General features: G+C 64.7%; 22 protein-coding genes. 6 read left to right on the top strand and 16 right to left on the bottom strand.

The features are described from left to right. Positions 1-3: 3 nt before the first annotated feature. The 4 genes from UP10_RS24355 to UP10_RS24340 form a co-directional block, all read right to left on the bottom strand. The gene (locus UP10_RS24355) at positions 4-414 is read right to left on the bottom strand and encodes a DoxX family protein (RefSeq protein ID WP_044589751.1); all 411 of its coding nucleotides are present in this window, start codon (positions 412-414) and stop codon (positions 4-6) included. 196 nt (positions 415-610) lie between these two features. Continuing rightward, positions 611-1,882, bottom strand: a complete 1,272-nt coding sequence (locus UP10_RS24350) for an RNA polymerase sigma factor (protein WP_044589750.1) — start codon at positions 1,880-1,882, stop codon at positions 611-613. After that, positions 1,879-2,259, bottom strand: a complete 381-nt coding sequence (locus tag UP10_RS24345) for a YciI family protein (RefSeq protein WP_044590093.1) — start codon at positions 2,257-2,259, stop codon at positions 1,879-1,881. Before UP10_RS24345 ends, UP10_RS24350 begins: the two co-directional genes overlap by 4 nt. A 174-nt stretch (positions 2,260-2,433) precedes the next feature. Further along, on the bottom strand, positions 2,434-2,760 hold the full coding sequence (locus tag UP10_RS24340) for a hypothetical protein (protein ID WP_044589749.1): 327 nt from the start codon (positions 2,758-2,760) through the stop codon (positions 2,434-2,436). Between the two features lie 146 nt (positions 2,761-2,906). On the opposite strand from UP10_RS24340, the gene UP10_RS24335 reads away from it, so the two are divergent. Beyond that, positions 2,907-3,872 (top strand): 2-hydroxyacid dehydrogenase, encoded by a 966-nt coding sequence (locus tag UP10_RS24335; RefSeq protein ID WP_044590092.1) that lies wholly within the window; start codon positions 2,907-2,909, stop codon positions 3,870-3,872. A 116-nt stretch (positions 3,873-3,988) separates the two neighbouring features. Here UP10_RS24335 and UP10_RS24330 read toward each other — a convergent pair whose 3' ends face one another. The 4 genes from UP10_RS24330 to UP10_RS24315 all read right to left on the bottom strand — a co-directional run bounded on the left by UP10_RS24330 (position 3,989) and on the right by UP10_RS24315 (position 6,365). Continuing rightward, a complete protein-coding gene (locus UP10_RS24330; protein ID WP_044590091.1) occupies positions 3,989-4,468 on the bottom strand; it encodes an SRPBCC family protein in 480 nt (159 codons plus the stop codon). After that, positions 4,461-4,865 (bottom strand): ArsR/SmtB family transcription factor, encoded by a 405-nt coding sequence (locus UP10_RS24325; RefSeq protein ID WP_044589748.1) that lies wholly within the window; start codon positions 4,863-4,865, stop codon positions 4,461-4,463. The genes UP10_RS24330 and UP10_RS24325 overlap by 8 nt, the downstream gene beginning before the upstream one ends. A gap of 99 nt (positions 4,866-4,964) precedes the next feature. Next, a complete protein-coding gene (locus UP10_RS24320; protein WP_044589747.1) occupies positions 4,965-5,618 on the bottom strand; it encodes a dihydrofolate reductase family protein in 654 nt (217 codons plus the stop codon). 90 nt (positions 5,619-5,708) lie between these two features. Next, the gene (locus UP10_RS24315) at positions 5,709-6,365 is read right to left on the bottom strand and encodes a TetR/AcrR family transcriptional regulator (RefSeq protein ID WP_044589746.1); all 657 of its coding nucleotides are present in this window, start codon (positions 6,363-6,365) and stop codon (positions 5,709-5,711) included. Between the two features lie 99 nt (positions 6,366-6,464). On the opposite strand from UP10_RS24315, the gene UP10_RS24310 reads away from it, so the two are divergent. Then, positions 6,465-7,109, top strand: a complete 645-nt coding sequence (locus tag UP10_RS24310; RefSeq protein WP_044589745.1) for a glutathione binding-like protein — start codon at positions 6,465-6,467, stop codon at positions 7,107-7,109. A 42-nt stretch (positions 7,110-7,151) separates the two neighbouring features. Here UP10_RS24310 and UP10_RS24305 read toward each other — a convergent pair whose 3' ends face one another. From UP10_RS24305 to ruvC, 7 genes are all read right to left on the bottom strand, one after another. Then, a complete protein-coding gene (locus tag UP10_RS24305; protein WP_044589744.1) occupies positions 7,152-7,619 on the bottom strand; it encodes a nuclear transport factor 2 family protein in 468 nt (155 codons plus the stop codon). Positions 7,620-7,712: 93 nt separating this feature from the next. Next, the gene (locus tag UP10_RS24300; protein WP_044589743.1) at positions 7,713-8,201 is read right to left on the bottom strand and encodes a VOC family protein; all 489 of its coding nucleotides are present in this window, start codon (positions 8,199-8,201) and stop codon (positions 7,713-7,715) included. A gap of 148 nt (positions 8,202-8,349) precedes the next feature. Then, complete coding sequence (ybgC, locus tag UP10_RS24295) at positions 8,350-8,799, bottom strand: tol-pal system-associated acyl-CoA thioesterase (RefSeq protein WP_044589742.1); 450 nt, start codon at positions 8,797-8,799, stop codon at positions 8,350-8,352. Positions 8,800-8,865: 66 nt separating this feature from the next. Then, positions 8,866-9,783 (bottom strand): metallophosphoesterase, encoded by a 918-nt coding sequence (locus tag UP10_RS24290; protein WP_044589741.1) that lies wholly within the window; start codon positions 9,781-9,783, stop codon positions 8,866-8,868. 168 nt (positions 9,784-9,951) lie between these two features. Then, positions 9,952-11,007: a Holliday junction branch migration DNA helicase RuvB gene (gene ruvB, locus UP10_RS24285; RefSeq protein ID WP_044589740.1), complete on the bottom strand. Its 1,056-nt coding sequence runs from the start codon at positions 11,005-11,007 to the stop codon at positions 9,952-9,954. A gap of 193 nt (positions 11,008-11,200) precedes the next feature. After that, the gene (gene ruvA / locus UP10_RS24280) at positions 11,201-11,818 is read right to left on the bottom strand and encodes a Holliday junction branch migration protein RuvA (RefSeq protein ID WP_044589739.1); all 618 of its coding nucleotides are present in this window, start codon (positions 11,816-11,818) and stop codon (positions 11,201-11,203) included. Next, positions 11,815-12,342: a crossover junction endodeoxyribonuclease RuvC gene (ruvC, locus tag UP10_RS24275; RefSeq protein WP_044543098.1), complete on the bottom strand. Its 528-nt coding sequence runs from the start codon at positions 12,340-12,342 to the stop codon at positions 11,815-11,817. The genes ruvA and ruvC overlap by 4 nt, the downstream gene beginning before the upstream one ends. 119 nt (positions 12,343-12,461) lie before the next feature. On the opposite strand from ruvC, the gene UP10_RS24270 reads away from it, so the two are divergent. Further along, on the top strand, positions 12,462-12,647 hold the full coding sequence (locus UP10_RS24270) for a hypothetical protein (protein WP_044589738.1): 186 nt from the start codon (positions 12,462-12,464) through the stop codon (positions 12,645-12,647). Positions 12,648-12,791: 144 nt separating this feature from the next. Here the strand turns inward: UP10_RS24270 and UP10_RS24265 are convergent, their stop codons facing one another. Beyond that, positions 12,792-13,538 (bottom strand): YebC/PmpR family DNA-binding transcriptional regulator, encoded by a 747-nt coding sequence (locus UP10_RS24265; protein ID WP_044589737.1) that lies wholly within the window; start codon positions 13,536-13,538, stop codon positions 12,792-12,794. Positions 13,539-13,747: 209 nt separating this feature from the next. On the opposite strand from UP10_RS24265, the gene UP10_RS24260 reads away from it, so the two are divergent. The 3 genes from UP10_RS24260 (at position 13,748) to UP10_RS24250 (ending at position 17,731) form a co-directional block, all read left to right on the top strand. Next, a complete protein-coding gene (locus UP10_RS24260; RefSeq protein WP_044589736.1) occupies positions 13,748-15,508 on the top strand; it encodes a methyl-accepting chemotaxis protein in 1,761 nt (586 codons plus the stop codon). 100 nt (positions 15,509-15,608) lie between these two features. After that, complete coding sequence (locus UP10_RS24255) at positions 15,609-17,033, top strand: methyl-accepting chemotaxis protein (protein ID WP_044589735.1); 1,425 nt, start codon at positions 15,609-15,611, stop codon at positions 17,031-17,033. Between the two features lie 233 nt (positions 17,034-17,266). Next, positions 17,267-17,731, top strand: coding sequence for a (2Fe-2S)-binding protein (locus UP10_RS24250; RefSeq protein ID WP_197086890.1), 465 nt, complete (start codon positions 17,267-17,269; stop codon positions 17,729-17,731). The last annotated feature ends 3 nt before the right edge of the window (positions 17,732-17,734 follow it).

The raw sequence follows: 17,734 nt of genomic DNA, 5'->3' as shown, positions 1-17,734 counted from the left end.
AGGTTAGCGGCGAAACGGCAGCAGCGCGCGCAGATTGCCGTCGCGCAGATACAGCCCGCCCCACACCATCAGGCCGAGATAGACCCCGAACAGCGTGTGCGTGAACAGCGGACTGCCGATCCGGACATGCGAGGCGATCGCGCCGCCGAGATAGCCGGTGAGCAGGATCGCCCCGAGGATCGAGGTCGGCGGCACCGAATAGAGCAGCGTGCAGACGATGGTGATGAGGCCGAGGCTGCGCGCGAGCGTCTCACTCGAGCCGTAACCCATCCTGTCCATCGTCTCGGTGACGACCGGCCACGGCACCAGCTTGATCGCACCATCAAACAGCAGGAAGACGATGACAAGGCCGCTCAGGACGCGGCCGATGATGCGCGCTGGCTTTGAGACTTCGGTCTCGGCGATGGTCGGCATGACAGGCTCCGCAAGGCTTGGTGATGCTCTGTCACTATGACGAACGGGCGAGTACGGGGCCGACAGCGGGTGTGAAGATTTTTCAGAGTTCGTCATGGCCGGGCTTGTCCCAGCCTTCCACGCCTTCCTTTTCGCGCCATCCAAAGACGTGGATGCCCGGCACTAGGCCGGGCATGACGATTGAGAGAGCTGAAAGCTACTTCGCCTTCGCCTTGCCCGGCTTGCTGTCGCGTATCAGGCGGTCGATATGCATGCGGATGTGGGAGGCTTCGGCGGTGGTGTTGGCAAGGGCGATGGCGCGGTCGAAAGCGACGTGGGCCTCGTCATTGCGGCCGAGCTGCATCAGGAAAGCACCGCGCACGCCGAAATAGTGAAAATAGTTGGAGAGCCGTGGCGCCAAGGGGTCGATCATTTCGAGCGCCGCCTCGGCCCCCCTCACCTTGGAGACCGCGACCGCCCGGTTCAACGTCACCACCGGCGACGGCTGCATGAGCTCGAGCGCGCCATAGAGCAGGTCGATCTGCGTCCAGTCGGTATCCTCGGGCTTCTCCGCGCGAGCGTGAAGCGCTGCGATCGCCGCCTGGATCTGATAGGGCCCACTCCGGCGGTGGCGCATCGCCTTGTCGATCAGCGCCAGCCCCTCGGCGATCAGCTTCTGATTCCACAGGCTGCGGTCCTGGTCGTCGAGCAGGATCACCTCGCCCTCCGCGTCGAAACGCGCGGCAGCGCGGGCATGCTGCAGCAACAACAGCGCGGTCAGCCCCATGATCTCGGCCTCGCTCTGGAACAGCCGGAGCAGCAGGCGAGCGAGACGGATCGCCTCCTCGCACAGCGGCGAGCGGATCTCCGCGGTGTCGCCGCTCGCCGAATAGCCCTCGTTGAAGATCAGGTAGATCATCGCAGCGACCGAGGCGAGCCGCTCGCTGCGCTCGACCGCGCCCGGGGTCTCGAACGGCACTTGTGCACCGGCGACGCGCGCTTTCGCTCGCGTGATGCGCTGCTCCATCGCGGCCTCCGAGACCAGGAAGGCGCGCGCGATCTGCTTCACGGTGAGGCCGGAGACAATGCGCAAGGCGAGCGCGATCTGCTGCGTCGCCGGCAGGTCCTTGTGGCAGCAGATGAACAGCAGCCGCAGGATGTCGTCGCGGTAATGCGAACCGTCGAGCCGCTCGGCGATCTCGTCCTCGGCGTCGCCGAGATCGGAGATCGCCTGGTCGTCCTCGGGCAACGGCTCCTGCTTCTTGCTGCGCCTGATATCGTCGATCGCGACGTTGCGGCCAACCATGATCAGCCACGCCGCGGGATCGCGCGGCGGGCCGTTCTGCGGCCAGTTCTTCAGCGCCCGCAGGCAGGCGTTCTGGAACGCCTCCTCGGCAGTATCGAGGTTGCGGAAATAGCGCAGCAGCGCACCGACCGCCTGGGGACGCGCCGACGTCAGCGCAGCATCGATCCAGGCGGTATCGGTCACGGCTTGACACTCCCCTTGGCACTCCCGCCAGTGAAGTAGCCGATCGGGCGGATTTCATAGGTGCCGCCGGGATTGGCATCGCCGAGCTCGCGCGCGAAATCGAGCACCTCGTCGAGGTTCTTGGCATCGATCACGTAGAAGCCGAGCAGTTGCTCCTTGGTCTCGGCGAACGGACCGTCCAGCACCAGCGGCGGGTCCTCCTTGCGCAGCGTCGTCGCGGACGTGGTCGGCAACAGCCGCGCCACCGGACCGAGCCGGCCCTGCTTGGCGAGTTTGTCCTGCACGACGGTCAGTTTCTGCATGACGTCGGCGTCGTGTTCCTTGCTCCAGGAACCGACCAGATCTTCGTCATGATAGCAGAGGATGGCGTACAGCATCGAAAGGGCATCTCCGTTCATCTCAGGAACGAACGATTATGCCCGCTGCCGACAGGGGGAGCGAAAGAAATTTCGGCCGGTTCCGAAGCCGGAAGCGCAGTGAATTCGCGCCGGACGCCGAGGTCGCGGTGGCTGGCCGCGTCAGGCCACACCGCGACGATCGGAACGTTGCGATTACCAGTAGACGCCATAACGAGCGGCGATGCGGCGCGCCTTGGCTTCGTCGCCCTCATAGTGACGGGCGTGAGCCTTCTTCACCGGCTTGGAGGCCTGGTGTTTTGGCTCGTCGGCCTGCGCTTGGGCAGGCTGGGCCTCGACCGGAGCAGGTCGAGCTTGGGTTTGGATTTGGATTTGCGGCACCGGATCGGCCGGCTTGGCGGTCTCGACCGCCTGGACCGAGGCGGGCCCGTCGTTGGCGGCCAGCACGAGGCCGCGGTTCTGGCCGGCCTGGGCGGCGGCGGAAACGAGGACAAAAGCGGAAATCAGGAACAGTTTGCGCATGGAAGTTCTCCCCTGTTGATGGCAGGAGACTAGGGGTGCGGATCGTGTCGCTCCGTGATCTAGATCACGCTAAAGCATGATCCGGAAAAGTGGGGCACCGGTTTTCCGAAAAGATCATGCTCAAACAAGAGGTCGGAGGTATTTGGATGGGTAAGGGCGTGCTCGCGCTGCTGATCAACGGCGGCGCGGAAAACTGGTCGCCGTCGCGCTGGAAGGCACGGTTCGACGAGGTCTGCGGTGACAGGCGCGTGGTGCTGCTGCCCGACCCCGCGCTCGATCCGGCCGACGTGCACTACGCTGCGGTCTGGAAGCCGAAGCCCGGCGAGCTCGCCACGTTCGGCAATCTGCGCGTCATCTTCAATCTCGGCGCCGGCGTCGACGCGCTGATGGCCGACCGCTCGCTGCCCGACGTGCCGCTGGTGCGGGTCGCGGTCGACGACCTCACCGACCGCATGACCGAATATGTCGTGCTGCATGTGCTTCTGCATCACCGGCAGGAGCTTTATTTGCGGGAGTCGCAACGGGAGAAGCGCTGGGCGCCGAAATATCAATGGGCCGCGGGCGCGCTCACCGTCGGCATCATGGGGCTCGGCACGTTAGGCGCCGCCTCGGCGCGTGCGCTGCGCGCGCTCGGCTTCCGCGTGATCGGCTGGAGCCGCAGTGAGAAGCAGATCGACGGCATTGCATGCTTTCACGGCGCCGACGGGCTCGATGCGTTCCTGCGCCAGACCAACATCCTGGTCTGCCTGCTGCCGCTGACGCCGGACACACGGCATGTCCTCAACCGCGATCTGTTCGCGAAACTGAACCGCGAGAGTCCGCTCGGCGCGCCCGTGATCATCAATGCCGGCCGCGGCGGCCTGCAGAACGAGGCCGACATCCTGCACGCGCTCAAGGACGACACGCTGGGCGCCGCCTCGCTCGACGTCTACGAGACCGAGCCACTGCCCGCGAGCAGCCCGTTCTGGAGCCATCCGAAAGTGGTGCTGACGCCGCATAACGCCGCCGACACCGACGCCGATGAGATCTCGAAATATGTGGCGCGCCAGATCGCAAGGTTCGAGGCCGGCGGTGAGCTGGAGAATGTGGTGGACCGTAAGCGAGGGTATTGAGTCGAGACGTTGCCGCGTCGTCATTGCGAGGAGCGAAGCGACGAAGCAATCCATCGCACCGCATATGCGGACGGATGGATTGCTTCGCTTCGCTCGCAATGACGAGCGGAGAGACCTCACCCCATCGTCGCCACGACATCCGCGAGCCGATCGTACGCGGGCTCGACGCCCTTCTCGATGCCGGAATTGAGGTGGCCGTCGCGGGCTTCCCTGGCCGGATGCTTGATCGTGGTCGTCAGCGTGGTCTTGCCGTCGGCCTCCACGAAGACCGACGTCACCAGATATTCGTCGCTGGTGAAGCCGGGCATCGCGAAGGTCTCGCCGAATACGACGCGCTCGGGGCGCACCACCTCGCGATAGGTCCCGCTCAGCACGTGCTCGATGCCCTCGGACGAGCGGAACACGAAACGGTAGGCGCCGCCGACGCGCAGGTCGATCTCGCACACCGGCATCGCGAGCTCGGCGCAGCCGAGCCAGCGGACGACAAGTTCCGGCCTGGTCATGGCGTCGAACACCAGATGCCGCGGCGCGTCGAACTGGCGCGTCATGGCGAATTCGAGATCCGATGGGGTCGTGATCTTCAGTTTCCTATCCACGCGTGCGTCCACTTTTCTTCTCCCTGGTTGCTTTGACCTTGCGTTTGGTCCGCGGCGGAGCCTTTGCGGCCTCCTCCGCCTTCATCTCCTCGAGCAGTCCGTCGAGGCGGTTGAAGCTCTCGTCCCAGAATTGGCGGAAATTCCCGAGCCAGCCATCGGCCTGCTTGAACGCAACAGGCGCGATGCGGCACGGCCGCCACTGCGCCTCGCGGGAGCGCGAGATCAGCCCGGCATGCTCGAGCACTTTCAGGTGCTTCGAGATCGCCGGCAGGCTCATGTCGAACGGCTTTGCCAGTTCCATCACCGCGGTCTCGCCGAGCGCGAGCCGCGCCAGGATCGCCCGCCGGGTTGGATCGGCCAGTGCCGCGAAAGTCGAACTCAGGGGATCGAGCGCCATCTGTACTTAGCCCATAGGTTAAATAACCTACGGGTTAAGTACGACCAAATCGGATGCGCGTCAACTGCCGATTTTTCCCTGCCACGCGGGCTCGGCAGCTTAGGTCGACTGCCGCGCGAAGGTGACGTGAGTCGCGTTCGGACTCGCAACGCGCGCGACGACGGCATATCCGAGACTCGGAAGGTCGAGCCCCGAGAACAGGTTTTCACCCGCACCTAGCACGACCGGTGGCAACACCAGATGAAGCTCGTCGAGCAGGCCTGCCTGGAGGAATTGCCGCACGACCGAAACGCCTCCGCCGACCCGGATGTCCTTGCCTTGTGCAGCCTCGCGCGCCCGCTTCAGTGCCGCGACGATGCCATCGGTCACGAAGTGAAAAGTCGTGCCACCCTCCATCACGATATCCGGTCGCGCGTGGTGGGTCAGCACGAACACCGGCGTGTGATACGGCGGATTGTCGCCCCACCAGCCCTTCCAAGAGTCATCCGGCCAGGGACCGCGGACCGGACCGAACATGTTCCGTCCGAGGATCCAGGCGCCGATGCCCTCCATCGACGCCCTCGCGATCCCGTCATCGATCCCGGTGGTGCCGCCGTCCTTGCCGGTCATCTCGCGGAACGTCCGCGTCTCGAAGAACCAGGCGGCCGGCAACACCATGCCGCCCTCGCCGAACGGATTTTCGAGGCTCTGACGCGGAGCGGCACCGAAGCCGTCGATCGATACCGTGAATGCTGAAGTCCTGACTTTTCCCATGATCTTTCGCTTCCGTGAATGATGCATCTCAGGGAAGACGGCCGGAACAACCCGGGGCCGACATCCGATGCAGGAAATTTCGCGGGCCGGCTATTTCGGCGCGCACATCACGTCGAGGGCGCCCTGCACGATCGCTTCGAGTTCCTTGCGCGGTACCCGGGCACGGGCGCGGATCGCGACGGTGTGGATGGTGGCGGAGGCGAGATGCGCCAGCGCAGTCGCATCGGTGCCGTCGGGCAATTCGCCGCGCTCCTTCGCCAGCCGGAAGCAGGTGGCGAACGCCTTGTCGAGTTCGACGAAGCCTTCCAGCACCATGGCGCGGATCGCGGGATCCGACACCGCTTCGGAGGCCGCCGTCATCACCGTGAAGCAGCCGCGCGGCGATTCCCCTTCCGTATAGATGTCGAGCGCGATCGCGTAGATGCGCTTAAGCCGCTCTCGCAGCGGCGCTTCGCTGCGGAAGATGTCGACCATCGCGGTACGCGCATCGTCGCGATAGCGCTGGTAGCTCTTGATGTAGAGCTCGCGCTTGTCGCCGAACGCGCCATAGAGGCTCGGCCGGTTCATGCCGGTGGCGGCGCTGAGATCGTCGAGCGAGGTTGCCGAGAATCCATCACGTCTGAAGAGATCGAGCGCCCTGCCGAGCGCGACATCGGGCTCGTAGGTGCGCGGCCGCCCGCGCCGCTTCGGCACGACCGGTGCGTCGATTTTGGCAGCAGATGGCGGCTTGTTATTTTTTTGTACCATTTCGCATTAAATTCCTTGACGCCCCAGATATTATACAAGACAGTACAAAAATCAACACCGGCCCGGAAACCCGCGCCAAGCAACGCCAAGGAGGCACCCATGGACCTTTATTTCTCACCGCTCGCGTGTTCGATGGCGACCCGCGTCGCGCTGTATGAAGCGGGCGAACAGGCCAACTATCTCGAGGTCGATCCCAGGTCCAAGCGGGTGCAGACCGACGGCTCCGACTTCACCAAGATCAATCCGATCGGGCTGGTGCCGACGCTGCGCACCGACGACGGCGTGGTGCTGACCGAGAACGCCGCCATCCTGCAATATGTCGCCGACCGCTTCCCGCAGGCCGGCCTCGGCCCGACCTCCGGCGCCGAGCGCCCACGGCTGCATCAGTGGCTGTGCTTCATCGGCACCGAGCTGCACAAGGGCCTGTTCGTGCCGCTGCTCGACAAGAAGGCGCCGGCGGAAGTGAAGACCTATGTGCTCGGGCGATATCTGTCGCGGCTCGACTATCTCGAGGACCATCTGAAGGGCCGCGAGTACCTGCTGCACCATTTCAGCGTCGCCGACGCCTATCTCGTGACTGTCATCAACTGGACCATGGCGACGCCGCCGATCGAGCTGGCCAAATGGCCGGCGCTGAAAGCCTATTTCGATCGGCTGCGGACCCGGCCGTCGGTTGCAAAGGCCATCGCGGAAGAGTTCGAACTCTACAAGGCCGAACTCGCGCGGCACAAGGCTGCGGCGTAAGCTCTATCAACACGTCGTCCCGGCCTTCGCCGGGACGACACATCAGAACGGGCTCTCGCCCAATCCCGGCACATCGGCCGGCCGCGGGCCGGGGGCGGGCCAGTGGAAGCGGCGGTCGGCCTCCGTGATCGCGATGTCGTTGATCGAGGCTTCGCGGCGGCGCATCAGGCCGTGCTCGTCAAACTCCCACTGCTCGTTGCCGTAGGAGCGAAACCAGTTACCGCCGGCATCGTGCCATTCGTACTGGAAGCGCACCGCGATGCGGTTGTTGTCGAAGGCCCAGAGATCCTTGATCAGGCGGTAGTCGAGCTCTTTCTTCCATTTGCGGGTGAGGAAGGTCACAATCTCATCGCGTCCCCCAAATACCTCGGAGCGGTTGCGCCAGCGGCTGTCCTCGGTATAGGCGAGCGCGACGCGGGCGGGGTCGCGCGAATTCCAGGCATCTTCCGCCATGCGCGCCTTCTGCGCGGCGGTCTCACGGGTGAAGGGTGGAAGCGGCGGCCGTGACATGGCGATCCCTCGCGGTTGTTGTCGGGCGCAAATCTATCGCCGCGGCGGCGGAAGTCGATGGCCGGCTTCCTATCGGCCGATAGCTGGATCAGATCATTGCCGCGCCTTCACCGCGCGCTCGATATCGGCGATGATGATCTTTTTCATCTCGAACATCGCGCGCATGGCAGCGGAAGCGGCCTCGCGATCGTCGCCGGAGACCAATTCCAAAAGCCTTGCCGGCGCGATCTGCCACGACAATCCAAACCGGTCGGTCAGCCAGCCGCACGGCTGTTCCTTGCCGCCCTCGGTGAGCTTGCTCCAGAACTCATCGATTTCGGCCTGGGTCTCGCATTCGACGAGCAGCGAAATCGATTCATTGAACTTGTACTGCGGTCCCGCGTTCAGGGCGCGGAATTGCTGACCGGCAAGCTCGAAGGTGACGAGCATGACCGAGCCTGCCTTGTCAGAGACTGCGTCCGGGTAACGGCTGATCGCGACAATGCGGCTGTCCTTGAACAGCGACGCATAGAAGCGCGCGGCTGCTTCGGCCTGGGTGTCGAACCAGAGAAAGGTTGTGATCTTTTGGTTGATCTTGACCATCGTTGTTTCCTCCTTGACGTTTTCTGTGGGTCAACAAGTTCAGCGCCTAGAGCCATTTCGGTTCCGATGGAATCGGAACGGGGCTCTAGATTCTTGTTTTGACGCGTTTTCCTTACGCGAACCGGTATCCACTTCGCTCGAAAACGCTCTAGATCAGATCGGCCTTCATCAACTGCCGGATCGCCTTCGGAATCGGCTGCGCCCTGCCCTGGCTGACGAAGGCGACGCGCACCTGTGCCTTGACCAGCACGTCGTCGCCGCGCTTGACCTCCTGCGCCAGCATGATGGAGGCGCCCTTCACCGCGACCGGCCAGGTGACGACGTCGAGCACGTCGTCCATCCGCGCCGGCTTCAAAAAGTCGAGCGTCATCGAGCGCACCACGAAGGCGAAGCCGCCGGTCTCCTCTTGCGCCTCCTCGAACAGCGCGTTCTGTTCGGCGCCCATCAGGCGCAGATGATTGGTACGCCCGCGCTCCATGAAGCGCAGGTAGTTGGCGTGATAGACGATGCCGGAGAAATCAGTGTCCTCGTAATAGACGCGGACCTGCATGTGGTGGCGGCCGTCGCGGATCGCACCGTCAATATGGGGTAAGGTCACGTGCGGCCCTCGATTGCCCTAACTGGCAATCGTTTTGCGCAAAATCGCATGGCCGCGCAAGCGCAGTCAGGAAACCGCCAGCCCCTTGCTGCCCAGCGTCACCTGTACGATTTCAGGGGGAACTCCGAGGCGGAATGGCATGATGCTGCAGCCGAGGCCGCCTGAGACGATGACATCGGTCTTCAGCCTGAGGTGGCCGTAGGCGAGCCGCATGCCCTGTTTGACGGGCACCGCGGGCGACCAGCCGAGCAGCCGGACCTGGCCGCCATGGGTGTGGCCGGACAGTTGCAGCGCGACGCGCGAAGGCACGCGGCGCGCGATGTCGGGTTCGTGCGCAAGCAGGATCACCGGCGCGTCGTCGGTGACCTTGGCCAGCGTCGCAGCGAGATCGTCGACGCCGGCACGGGCGATTTGCCGAAAGCGCCGCGCCGGCAGAAAAGCGAGCTGGTCGCCGAGGCCGGCGAGCCAGAACGGATGACCGTCCTTGGTCAACCGCACCACGTCGTTCTCGTAGACCGGAATGCCCACCCGCTCCAGCGCGCGGCGGGCGATTGGCACGCCCTCGCCCTGGCGCTGCACGGCCTTGTCGTCCCAGTAATCATGGTTGCCAAGGATCGCATGCACGCCGAGCGGCGCCTTCAAGCCAGCGAGCACCGCGGCCCATTCGGAGGCCGGAATGAACCGCGTGACGTGGCGAAGCCCCGCGACATAGTCGCCAAGCAAGACGATGATGTCGGCGTTCAGCGCATTGGTGCGATCGACAATCTCCGAAATGCGGTCGAGCGACATCCAGGGATCGCAGGCGTGAATGTTGGCAAGGGCTGCGATCTTGAGCGGAAAATCCGCCGGCCATTGCCGCGGCGCCAAATCGTAGCGCGTGAGCGTGAGCCGGACGACCGGCTCGCTGACGCCATAGGCCGCGGTCGAGGCGCCGGCGGCGGTCAATCCGCCGACGTAACGGAGAAAATTGCGACGTGAAATCATGGAAGTCCGACCAGTGATGCCCGATCGAGCTAGCCCCGCGATTGAAGCGGAATTGGGCCACGTTTGTGCAGAAGGCCTGCAGGGCGTCGCAATGGTTACCGGCTGATCGCGCCGTGCACTGCATCAACACGTATGGTCACATCTCTGCTCACGTCTTCGAGAGCGCGATCAGTCGCTGTCGTCGTCAGTGCCGCCGAACAGACCGAACTGCGCGGGATCGCGGGTCGGCTCGGCGAGGCCAAGATGGCGGAAGGCGTGCGACGTCAGGAGACGCCCGCGCGGGGTGCGCTGCAGGTAGCCGCACTGGATCAGATAGGGCTCGATGATGTCCTCGATCGCATCGCGCGGCTCCGACAGCGCCGCCGCCATGGTCTCGACGCCGACCGGGCCGCCGCCGTAGTTCATCGCGATGGTCGTGAGGTAGCGGCGGTCCATCGCGTCGAGCCCGGCACTGTCGACCTCGAGCGCGGAGAGCGCGCGATCGGCGATGCCGCGGTCGATCGAGTCTGCATCCGCCGCGGAGGCAAAATCTCTGACACGGCGCAGCAGGCGCCCGGCGATACGCGGCGTGCCGCGAGCGCGGCGGGCGATCTCGTTGGCGCCATCGGGTGTCATGCCGATGCTGAGCACACGGGCGCCGCGGGTGACGATCCGTTCCAGCTCTTCGATCGTGTAGAAATTCAGCCGGATCGGGATGCCGAAGCGGTCGCGCAGCGGGTTGGTGAGCAGCCCCGCGCGGGTCGTCGCGCCGACCAGGGTGAATTTTGCCAGTTCGATCTTCACCGAGCGCGCCGCCGGGCCCTCGCCGATGATCAGATCGAGCTGGAAATCCTCCATCGCGGGGTAGAGCACTTCCTCGACCGCCGGGCTCAGGCGATGAATCTCGTCGATGAACAGCACGTCACGCTCTTCGAGATTGGTCAGCAGCGCGGCGAGGTCGCCGGCCTTGGCGATCACAGGGCCCGACGTGGCGCGAAAGCCAACGCCGAGCTCGCGCGCGACGATCTGCGCCAGCGTGGTCTTGCCGAGGCCTGGCGGACCGACGAACAGCACATGATCCAGCGCCTCGCCGCGCTTCTTCGCCGCCTCGATGAAGATCGAGAGATTCTTGCGCGCCTGCGCCTGGCCGACGAATTCGGTCAGCGATTGCGGGCGCAGCACGGTGTCGCCGACATCGTCAGTGCGGCGTTCGGGGGTGACGATGCGGGGCGGCGGCGTATTCATGTGACGACAATATCACGGGACTGGCAGTTCCCCCTCGCCCCGCTCTTGCGGGGAGAGGGTTGGGATGAGGGGCTCTCTCCGCTGGGCGACGCGTGTCGAAAGACCTGTACCCCCTCACCCGGATCGCTGCGCGATCCGACCTCTCCCCGCAAGCGGGGCGAGGTGGAGAACAACTCGCGCGGATATCTGCGGGTCACTTCGCCAGTTCCTTCAGCCCCAGCCGGATCAACTGCGCGGTCTCGGCATTCTCGCCGGCGCTGCGCGAGGCGGCGGCGATCGCGGCGGCGGCCTGCGGCTGGCCGTAGCCGAGATTGACCAGCGCGGAGATCGCGTCGGTGACCGGGCGCGGCGCGCGGTTGTTGTCGAGCGCGCCGGACAGATGCACCACCGCCGGATCGATATTGGAGTATTCCGGCGCCTTGTCCTTCAATTCGCTGACGATGCGCTCGGCCACCTTCGGCCCGACCCCCGGCGTCCGCGCGACCGCGGCCTTGTCGCGCAGCGCGATAGCGTTTGCGAGATCAGTCGGCGGCAGCGTAGAGAGCACCGCGAGCGCGACCTTGGCGCCGACGCCCTGCACGGTCTGCAACAGGCGAAACCATTCGCGCTCGTGATCACCGCGGAAGCCGAACAGCTTGATCTGATCCTCACGGACATAGGTCTCGATCGAGAGCACCACGGCCTCGCCCGGCGACGGCAGCGCCTGCAAGGTGCGGCTGGCGCAATGCACCTGGTAGCCGACGCCGCCAACGTCGAGGATCACGTAATCCTCGCCGTAGGAATCAATCAGGCCCTTGAGCTTGCCGATCATAAGCTCGCCACCCTCAGCCGCAGCGCGGTGCTCTGGCGGTGATGGGCGTGGGTGATCGCGATCGCGAGCGCGTCAGCCGCGTCGGCGGATCGCGGCTCGGCTTTCGGCAAGAGGATCTTCAGCATCATCTGGATCTGGCTCTTCTCGGCATGTCCGGCACCGACCACGGTCTTCTTGACCTGGTTCGGCGCGTATTCTGCAACCGAAATACCGAACATCGCGGGCGCCAGCATGGCAACGCCGCGCGCCTGGCCGAGCTTCAGCGTGGCAACGCCGTCCTTGTTGACGAAGGTCGCTTCCACCGCGGCTTCCACCGGCTTGAAGTCACTGAGCACGGCCGCAAGCCCCTCATGGATCGCGAGCAGGCGGCTCGCCAGCGGCAGATTGTCCGGCGGCTCGACCGAACCGCAGCCGATATAGACCAGACGGTTGCCCTCGGTCTCGATCACCCCCCAGCCGGTGCGGCGGAGACCGGGATCGATACCGATGATGCGGACAGGGGTGCGAATCGGCTGGGATGTCATGGGGTAGTGATACCGCCTGCCTACCGAGAACGAAACACAAACAGGGCGTCATCCCCGCCTCTGTCGCGCGCTCGAGCCTGATCCTATATGCTCAACCACAGGCATCGACAGGAGCCACCATGCTTCCCCTGATCGTGTTCATCACAATTCCCGTTCTTGTGGTCGCGTTCTTGTCCGGACGGTTCACTGCCAACTATGCCGCCGAGAGGGGACGCTCGAAACGCGTCTGGTTCCTCTGGGGCGCGGCGCTGTTTCCGCTGTTTCCCCTGCCGTGGATCGTCCTCGGGCTCCTGCCAAACAAATAAGGCCGCCTCGCCGGCGGCCTCCCCACTCGTCATCCCCGCGAAGGCGGGGGATCCAGTACGCCGCGGCCTCGCGAACCAAACGCCGATCTCTGGAATACCGGGTCGCCCGGTTCAAGCCGGGCGATGACAACGGAGCAAGCGGCGTCAGCCGCCCATCTTCGCCATCAGCGCATCGGACACTTCGAAATTCGCGAACACGTTCTGCACGTCGTCGTGTTCGTTGAGCAGGTCCATCAGCTTCAACAGCTTTTCGCCGGTCTCGTCGTCGACGGAGATGGTGTTCTGCGGCTTCCAGGTCAGCGCCGCCTTGCGCGGCTCGCCGAACTTGGCCTCCAGCGCTTTCGCGACATCGCGGAAGGTTTCCTGCGAGGCATAGACCTCGTGGCCGGCTTCGCTCGAGACCACGTCGTCGGCGCCGGCCTCGATCGCGGCGTCCAGCATGGCGTCGTCGGAGGCGGCGCTTGCGTTGAATTCGATAATACCAGTGCGATCGAACATGAAGGCGACCGAGCCGGTTTCGCCGAGATTGCCGCCTGATTTGGTGAAGAAGGAGCGGATGTCGGAGGCGGCGCGGTTGCGGTTGTCGGTCAGCGCCTCGACGATCACGGCAACGCCGCCGGGGCCATAACCCTCGTAGCGGATCTCGTCATAGTTCTCGCCATCGCTGCCCGAGGCCTTCTTGATGGCGCGCTCGATATTGTCCTTGGGCATGTTCTCGACCCGGGCCGCGACCACGGCGGCGCGCAGCCGCGCATTCATCGCCGGATCCGGGGTTCCGAGCTTGGCCGCCACGGTGATTTCGCGGGCCAGCTTGCCGAAAAGCTTCGACTTTTGGGCATCCTGCCGGCCCTTGCGGTGCATGATGTTCTTGAATTGGGAATGGCCGGCCATGCGAAGTCTCTTGGAAAGCGTCGATCGAAAGGGTGGAAAACGCGGCCTTATAGGCCCGTCGCGGGCCAAAATCAAAGATCGGTAGGGCATTCCGTCACAGGAATAGGTCCGCATGACGATATCAGGCAGTTGTTAACCCTGACTTCATGCCCGGATGAGAGGATCGCCCGTCTCATCTCAACTCCCAAGATCAACTTCCAAGAGTCCCCATGGCGTTCGGTTTGTTTCGAAGGCGAGGACCGGAGCCGGTTGCGCCTGCCGCAGAATCCAGGGTTCCCGCCGTGGCGGTGACACCCGCGACCCCTGCTTCCACCGAGAACGATTCGGCGAAGGAAATCCTGGAACTGCTGGAGCTTGAGCTCGGCGGCATGATCCGCCAGCTCGAACGCGCAGCCAGTTCAGTGTCCGACGGCGCCGAGGCGACCGCTGCGACCCTGTCGACCATCCGCGCGCGTACCGACGCCCTGACCGGCCGCTCCAGCGCCGCACAGAGCACCGCGACCACCTTCTCGGACGCCGCCGGCAGATTCACCGATTCCGCCGAGGGCATCGGCCAGCAGGTGCGCAGCGCCAGCAAGCTGGCCGACGACGCCGCAGCCGCGGCCCGCGAGGCCACCGCCAATGTCGACCGCCTGCGTGAATCCTCGGCCGCGATCGGCAACGTCGTCAATTTGATTGCGCAGATCGCGCGCCAGACTACGCTGCTGGCGCTGAATTCGACCATCGAGGCGGCGCGCGCCGGGGCCGCCGGCAAGGGCTTTGCGGTGGTTGCCACCGAGGTCAAGGCACTGGCGGTGCAGACCCAGAGCGCGACCGAGGAGATCACCAAGAAGATCGATGCACTGCAGAAGGACGCCACCGGGTCCGCGGACGCCGTCCATCGCATCTCGCAGGCGATCGCGTTGATTCGCCCGGTATTCGAGAACGTCAACGGCGCAGTCGCCGAGCAGAACCAGATCACCGGTGAGATGGGCCAGAACGCGGCCTCCGCCTCCCACTTCATCGTCTCAGTCGGCGACAGCGCCGGGGAGATCGACAGTGCGACCAGGGAAGCGGCTGTTCATGGCGACAATGTCGCGAAGGCCGGCAAGGCCGTAACCGCCTTCGCCCAGAAGCTCAAGGCACGCTGCGCGGTGCTGCTGCGCCAGAACGAGCGCGGCGATCATCGCAAGAACGAGCGCCTGCCCTGCAGCCTCACCATCGAGATCAAGACCGCAACACGCACGATCACCGCGCCGGTCTACGAGATCGCGATGGACGGCATCCTGATCGCCGGTCCGGACGCCGACAGGCTCCCCGCCAACGAAAGCCTCAGCGCGAACCTTAAGGATATCGGCGCCTGCCGGATCAGAATCGACGAACACAGCAAGGCCGGCGCCCGGGCACGCTTCGAGGCGGCGAGCGCCGCGTTGCGCGAGGCGATCGAAGACAGGATGTGGGCGATCCACGAGGAGAACACCGAATTCGTCGCCCGCGCGATGGAGGCCGGTGCGGCGCTGACCAAGATCTTCGAGAACGGCGTGGCGAGCGGTGCGGTTACGATGGAGGATATGTTCGACACCAATTATGTCGAGATCGCCGGGACCAACCCGGTGCAGTACCGCACCAGGATGCTCGACTGGGCGGACCGTGCATTGCCGCCGATCCTGGAAACATTCCTCGCCAAGGAGAAGCGCCTGGCGTTCTGCGCCGTGGCTGACGAGAACGGCTATCTGCCGGTGCATAACAAGATCTATTCGCATCCGCAGCGGCCGGGCGACACAGCCTACAACACCGCCAACAGCCGCAACCGCCGCATCTTCAACGATGCCGCGGGCCTCGCCGCCGGCCGCAATCAGCGCGTCTATCTGATCCAGAGCTATGCGCGCGACATGGGCAACGGCAACACCGTGATGATGCGCGAGATCGACGTGCCGATCCGCGTGCGCGGCCGCCACTGGGGCGCCTTCCGGACCGCTTACAGACTGTAGTGCACGCTCAGGCAAGACCGAAGGCGCGAATCACGCTTTAGGATTGGAACCGGAATGCCGCGGCGGGTCGACGGGCCGCTCTGACGGAGGAACTTCGAAAATGTCGGTCGTGCAGCTTGCAGTTCTGGACACGTCATCCAGCCGGACGCTGGCTGAACGGGTCGTTGACCAGCTCGCCGACCGGATCGGCGGCCTTGGGGTGGAGCTTGCCGACATCGCCGGCAACGTGCAGGAGGTCGCAAGCCGCGTTGCGAACCAGTCGGAGCGGTTTCACCGCCTGCAGAAGACGGCCGAGACCATGGTCACGGCCAATCACGACATCGCCAACGCGTCACAGGCGGTGCAATCGACCACGTCAGCCGCGGCCGGCGAAATCGCCCAGTCGCGCAGCGTGGTCGACACGGCGGTCAGCCACATTTCGGAACTCGTCACGGCGGTGAACCGTATCGAAGCCCGGCTGGCCGCGGTCGGCGCCGCGCTGTCGCAAGTCGCAAAAGTCTCCGGTTCGATCGAAGCGATCGCCAAACAGACCAACCTGCTCGCGCTCAATGCCACGATCGAAGCGGCGCGCGCCGGCGCCGCCGGCCGCGGCTTCGCCGTGGTCGCAAGCGAGGTCAAGAATCTGGCGGAAGCAACCCGCCAGGCCACGCACCAGATCTCCGACACCGTGCGCGATCTCGACGGCCAGATCGGCAGCCTGATCGGCGAGAGCGGCGACGCCTCGCTGCGGGCGAAAAGCGCCGGTGAAGGCGCCCAGCAGATCGCCGGCATCATCACGCGCGTGCAGCAAGGCTTCGCATCCGTGGGCGCTGAGATCGACGGCGTCACGCGCGCCGCGACCTCCAATCTCGGCCATTGCGACACTGTTATCACCGAGCTCGATGAACTCGCCAAGGGCGTCGACCTCTCCTCGCGCGATCTCAAATATGCCGACGAGCGGGTGGCAAAGCTGCTCGAGACCTCCGAAGGCCTGATCGCGCTGATCGCCGACAGCGGCGTGGAGACGTCGGACGCGCCGCTGATCCGCGTCGTTACCGAGACCGCAAAGCGGATTTCCGACGCGTTCGAGAGCGCGGTCGCGCGCGGCGACGTCACGCTCGACCAACTGATGGACGAGAAGTACCGCGAGATCGCCGGCACCAACCCGAAACAGTATCTGACCGACTACACGGCCTTCACCGACCGCGTGCTGCCCGCGATCCAGGACCCGATCCAGAAAAGCGACCCGCGCATCGTATTCTGCGTCGCCTGGGCGAGGAGCGGCTATCTGCCGACCCACAATCCGAACTACCGGCTGCCGCAAGGGCCGGACCCGGTCTGGAACAACGCCAATTGCCGCAACCGCCGCCTGTTCAACGACCGCGCGGTGAAGAAGGTCGCCGCCAACACAAAGCCGTTCCTGCTGCAGACCTATCGGCGCGACATGGGCGGCGGTAACTTTGTCCTCATGAAGGACTTGTCATCGCCGATCGTCATCCGCGGCCGCCATTGGGGCGCGTTCCGGATGGGCTTTCGGCAGAGCTGAGCGCAGACAAATTCCTGCGCATGCCGATCGGCATACGCACTAAAAATGACGATCGTCATCTCAATTAGCCTAAAACTGCAGCAGTCGGGCCGCACGATCGCGTGAACGGCATGCATACTCTTCGGTTATGCAAGTCAGCCTTGCGGACAATATCCTGGCTTCCCAATTGATCGTAACGCGATAGTCTCGCGCTAACGTGTCCGCTGCCCGCGGCCGTCGATCTGGGGATGCTCATGGCAACAACGCTGACCATCAACGGCGAAGCGAAATCCTTCGATGCGCCCCCCGAAATGCCGCTGCTCTGGGTGTTGCGCGACATTCTCGGCATGACCGGAACGAAATTCGGCTGCGGCATCGCGCAATGCGGCGCGTGTACGGTGCACATCGACGGCAAGCCGGTGCGATCCTGCGTGCTTCCTGTCGGCGCGGTGCGCGACAAGGCCATCACCACGATCGAGGGCATCGGTGCATCGCCTGCCGGGGCGAAGGTGCAGAAGGCCTGGCTCGATCTCGAAGTGGTCCAGTGCGGCTATTGCCAGTCGGGCCAGATCATGTCGGCTGCGGCACTACTCGCATCGACACCGAACCCTGACGATTCAGACATCGACGCCGCGATGGCGGGAAACATCTGCCGCTGCGGCACCTATGTCCGGATTCGCGCCGCGATCAAGCAGGCCGCCTCCGGGCGCCAGTCGTAGGGG

Origin of the sequence: Bradyrhizobium sp. LTSPM299, from assembly GCF_000938235.1 — a bacterium.
In the GTDB taxonomy this organism is placed as follows: domain Bacteria; phylum Pseudomonadota; class Alphaproteobacteria; order Rhizobiales; family Xanthobacteraceae; genus Bradyrhizobium.
This window is presented reverse-complemented; position numbering and strand designations above follow the sequence as displayed.

Excerpts from the sequence above, each read along its gene's own strand:
- UP10_RS24270 (WP_044589738.1), top strand. The coding sequence starts at position 12,462 with ATGCTTCCCCTGATCGTGTTCATCACAATTCCCGTTCTTGTGGTCGCG.
- UP10_RS24255 (WP_044589735.1), top strand. The coding sequence starts at position 15,609 with ATGTCGGTCGTGCAGCTTGCAGTTCTGGACACGTCATCCAGCCGGACG.
- UP10_RS24290 (WP_044589741.1), bottom strand. The coding sequence starts at position 9,783 with ATGATTTCACGTCGCAATTTTCTCCGTTACGTCGGCGGATTGACCGCC.
- UP10_RS24250 (WP_197086890.1), top strand. The coding sequence starts at position 17,267 with ATGGCAACAACGCTGACCATCAACGGCGAAGCGAAATCCTTCGATGCG.
- UP10_RS24340 (WP_044589749.1), bottom strand. The coding sequence starts at position 2,760 with ATGCGCAAACTGTTCCTGATTTCCGCTTTTGTCCTCGTTTCCGCCGCC.
- UP10_RS24320 (WP_044589747.1), bottom strand. The coding sequence starts at position 5,618 with ATGGGAAAAGTCAGGACTTCAGCATTCACGGTATCGATCGACGGCTTC.
- ruvB (WP_044589740.1), bottom strand. The coding sequence starts at position 11,007 with ATGAATACGCCGCCGCCCCGCATCGTCACCCCCGAACGCCGCACTGAC.
- UP10_RS24355 (WP_044589751.1), bottom strand. The coding sequence starts at position 414 with ATGCCGACCATCGCCGAGACCGAAGTCTCAAAGCCAGCGCGCATCATC.
- UP10_RS24345 (WP_044590093.1), bottom strand. The coding sequence starts at position 2,259 with ATGCTGTACGCCATCCTCTGCTATCATGACGAAGATCTGGTCGGTTCC.
- UP10_RS24310 (WP_044589745.1), top strand. The coding sequence starts at position 6,465 with ATGGACCTTTATTTCTCACCGCTCGCGTGTTCGATGGCGACCCGCGTC.
- ruvC (WP_044543098.1), bottom strand. The coding sequence starts at position 12,342 with ATGACATCCCAGCCGATTCGCACCCCTGTCCGCATCATCGGTATCGAT.
- UP10_RS24265 (WP_044589737.1), bottom strand. The coding sequence starts at position 13,538 with ATGGCCGGCCATTCCCAATTCAAGAACATCATGCACCGCAAGGGCCGG.
- ruvA (WP_044589739.1), bottom strand. The coding sequence starts at position 11,818 with ATGATCGGCAAGCTCAAGGGCCTGATTGATTCCTACGGCGAGGATTAC.
- UP10_RS24260 (WP_044589736.1), top strand. The coding sequence starts at position 13,748 with ATGGCGTTCGGTTTGTTTCGAAGGCGAGGACCGGAGCCGGTTGCGCCT.
- UP10_RS24305 (WP_044589744.1), bottom strand. The coding sequence starts at position 7,619 with ATGTCACGGCCGCCGCTTCCACCCTTCACCCGTGAGACCGCCGCGCAG.
- UP10_RS24300 (WP_044589743.1), bottom strand. The coding sequence starts at position 8,201 with ATGGTCAAGATCAACCAAAAGATCACAACCTTTCTCTGGTTCGACACC.
- UP10_RS24335 (WP_044590092.1), top strand. The coding sequence starts at position 2,907 with ATGGGTAAGGGCGTGCTCGCGCTGCTGATCAACGGCGGCGCGGAAAAC.
- UP10_RS24315 (WP_044589746.1), bottom strand. The coding sequence starts at position 6,365 with ATGGTACAAAAAAATAACAAGCCGCCATCTGCTGCCAAAATCGACGCA.
- UP10_RS24325 (WP_044589748.1), bottom strand. The coding sequence starts at position 4,865 with ATGGCGCTCGATCCCCTGAGTTCGACTTTCGCGGCACTGGCCGATCCA.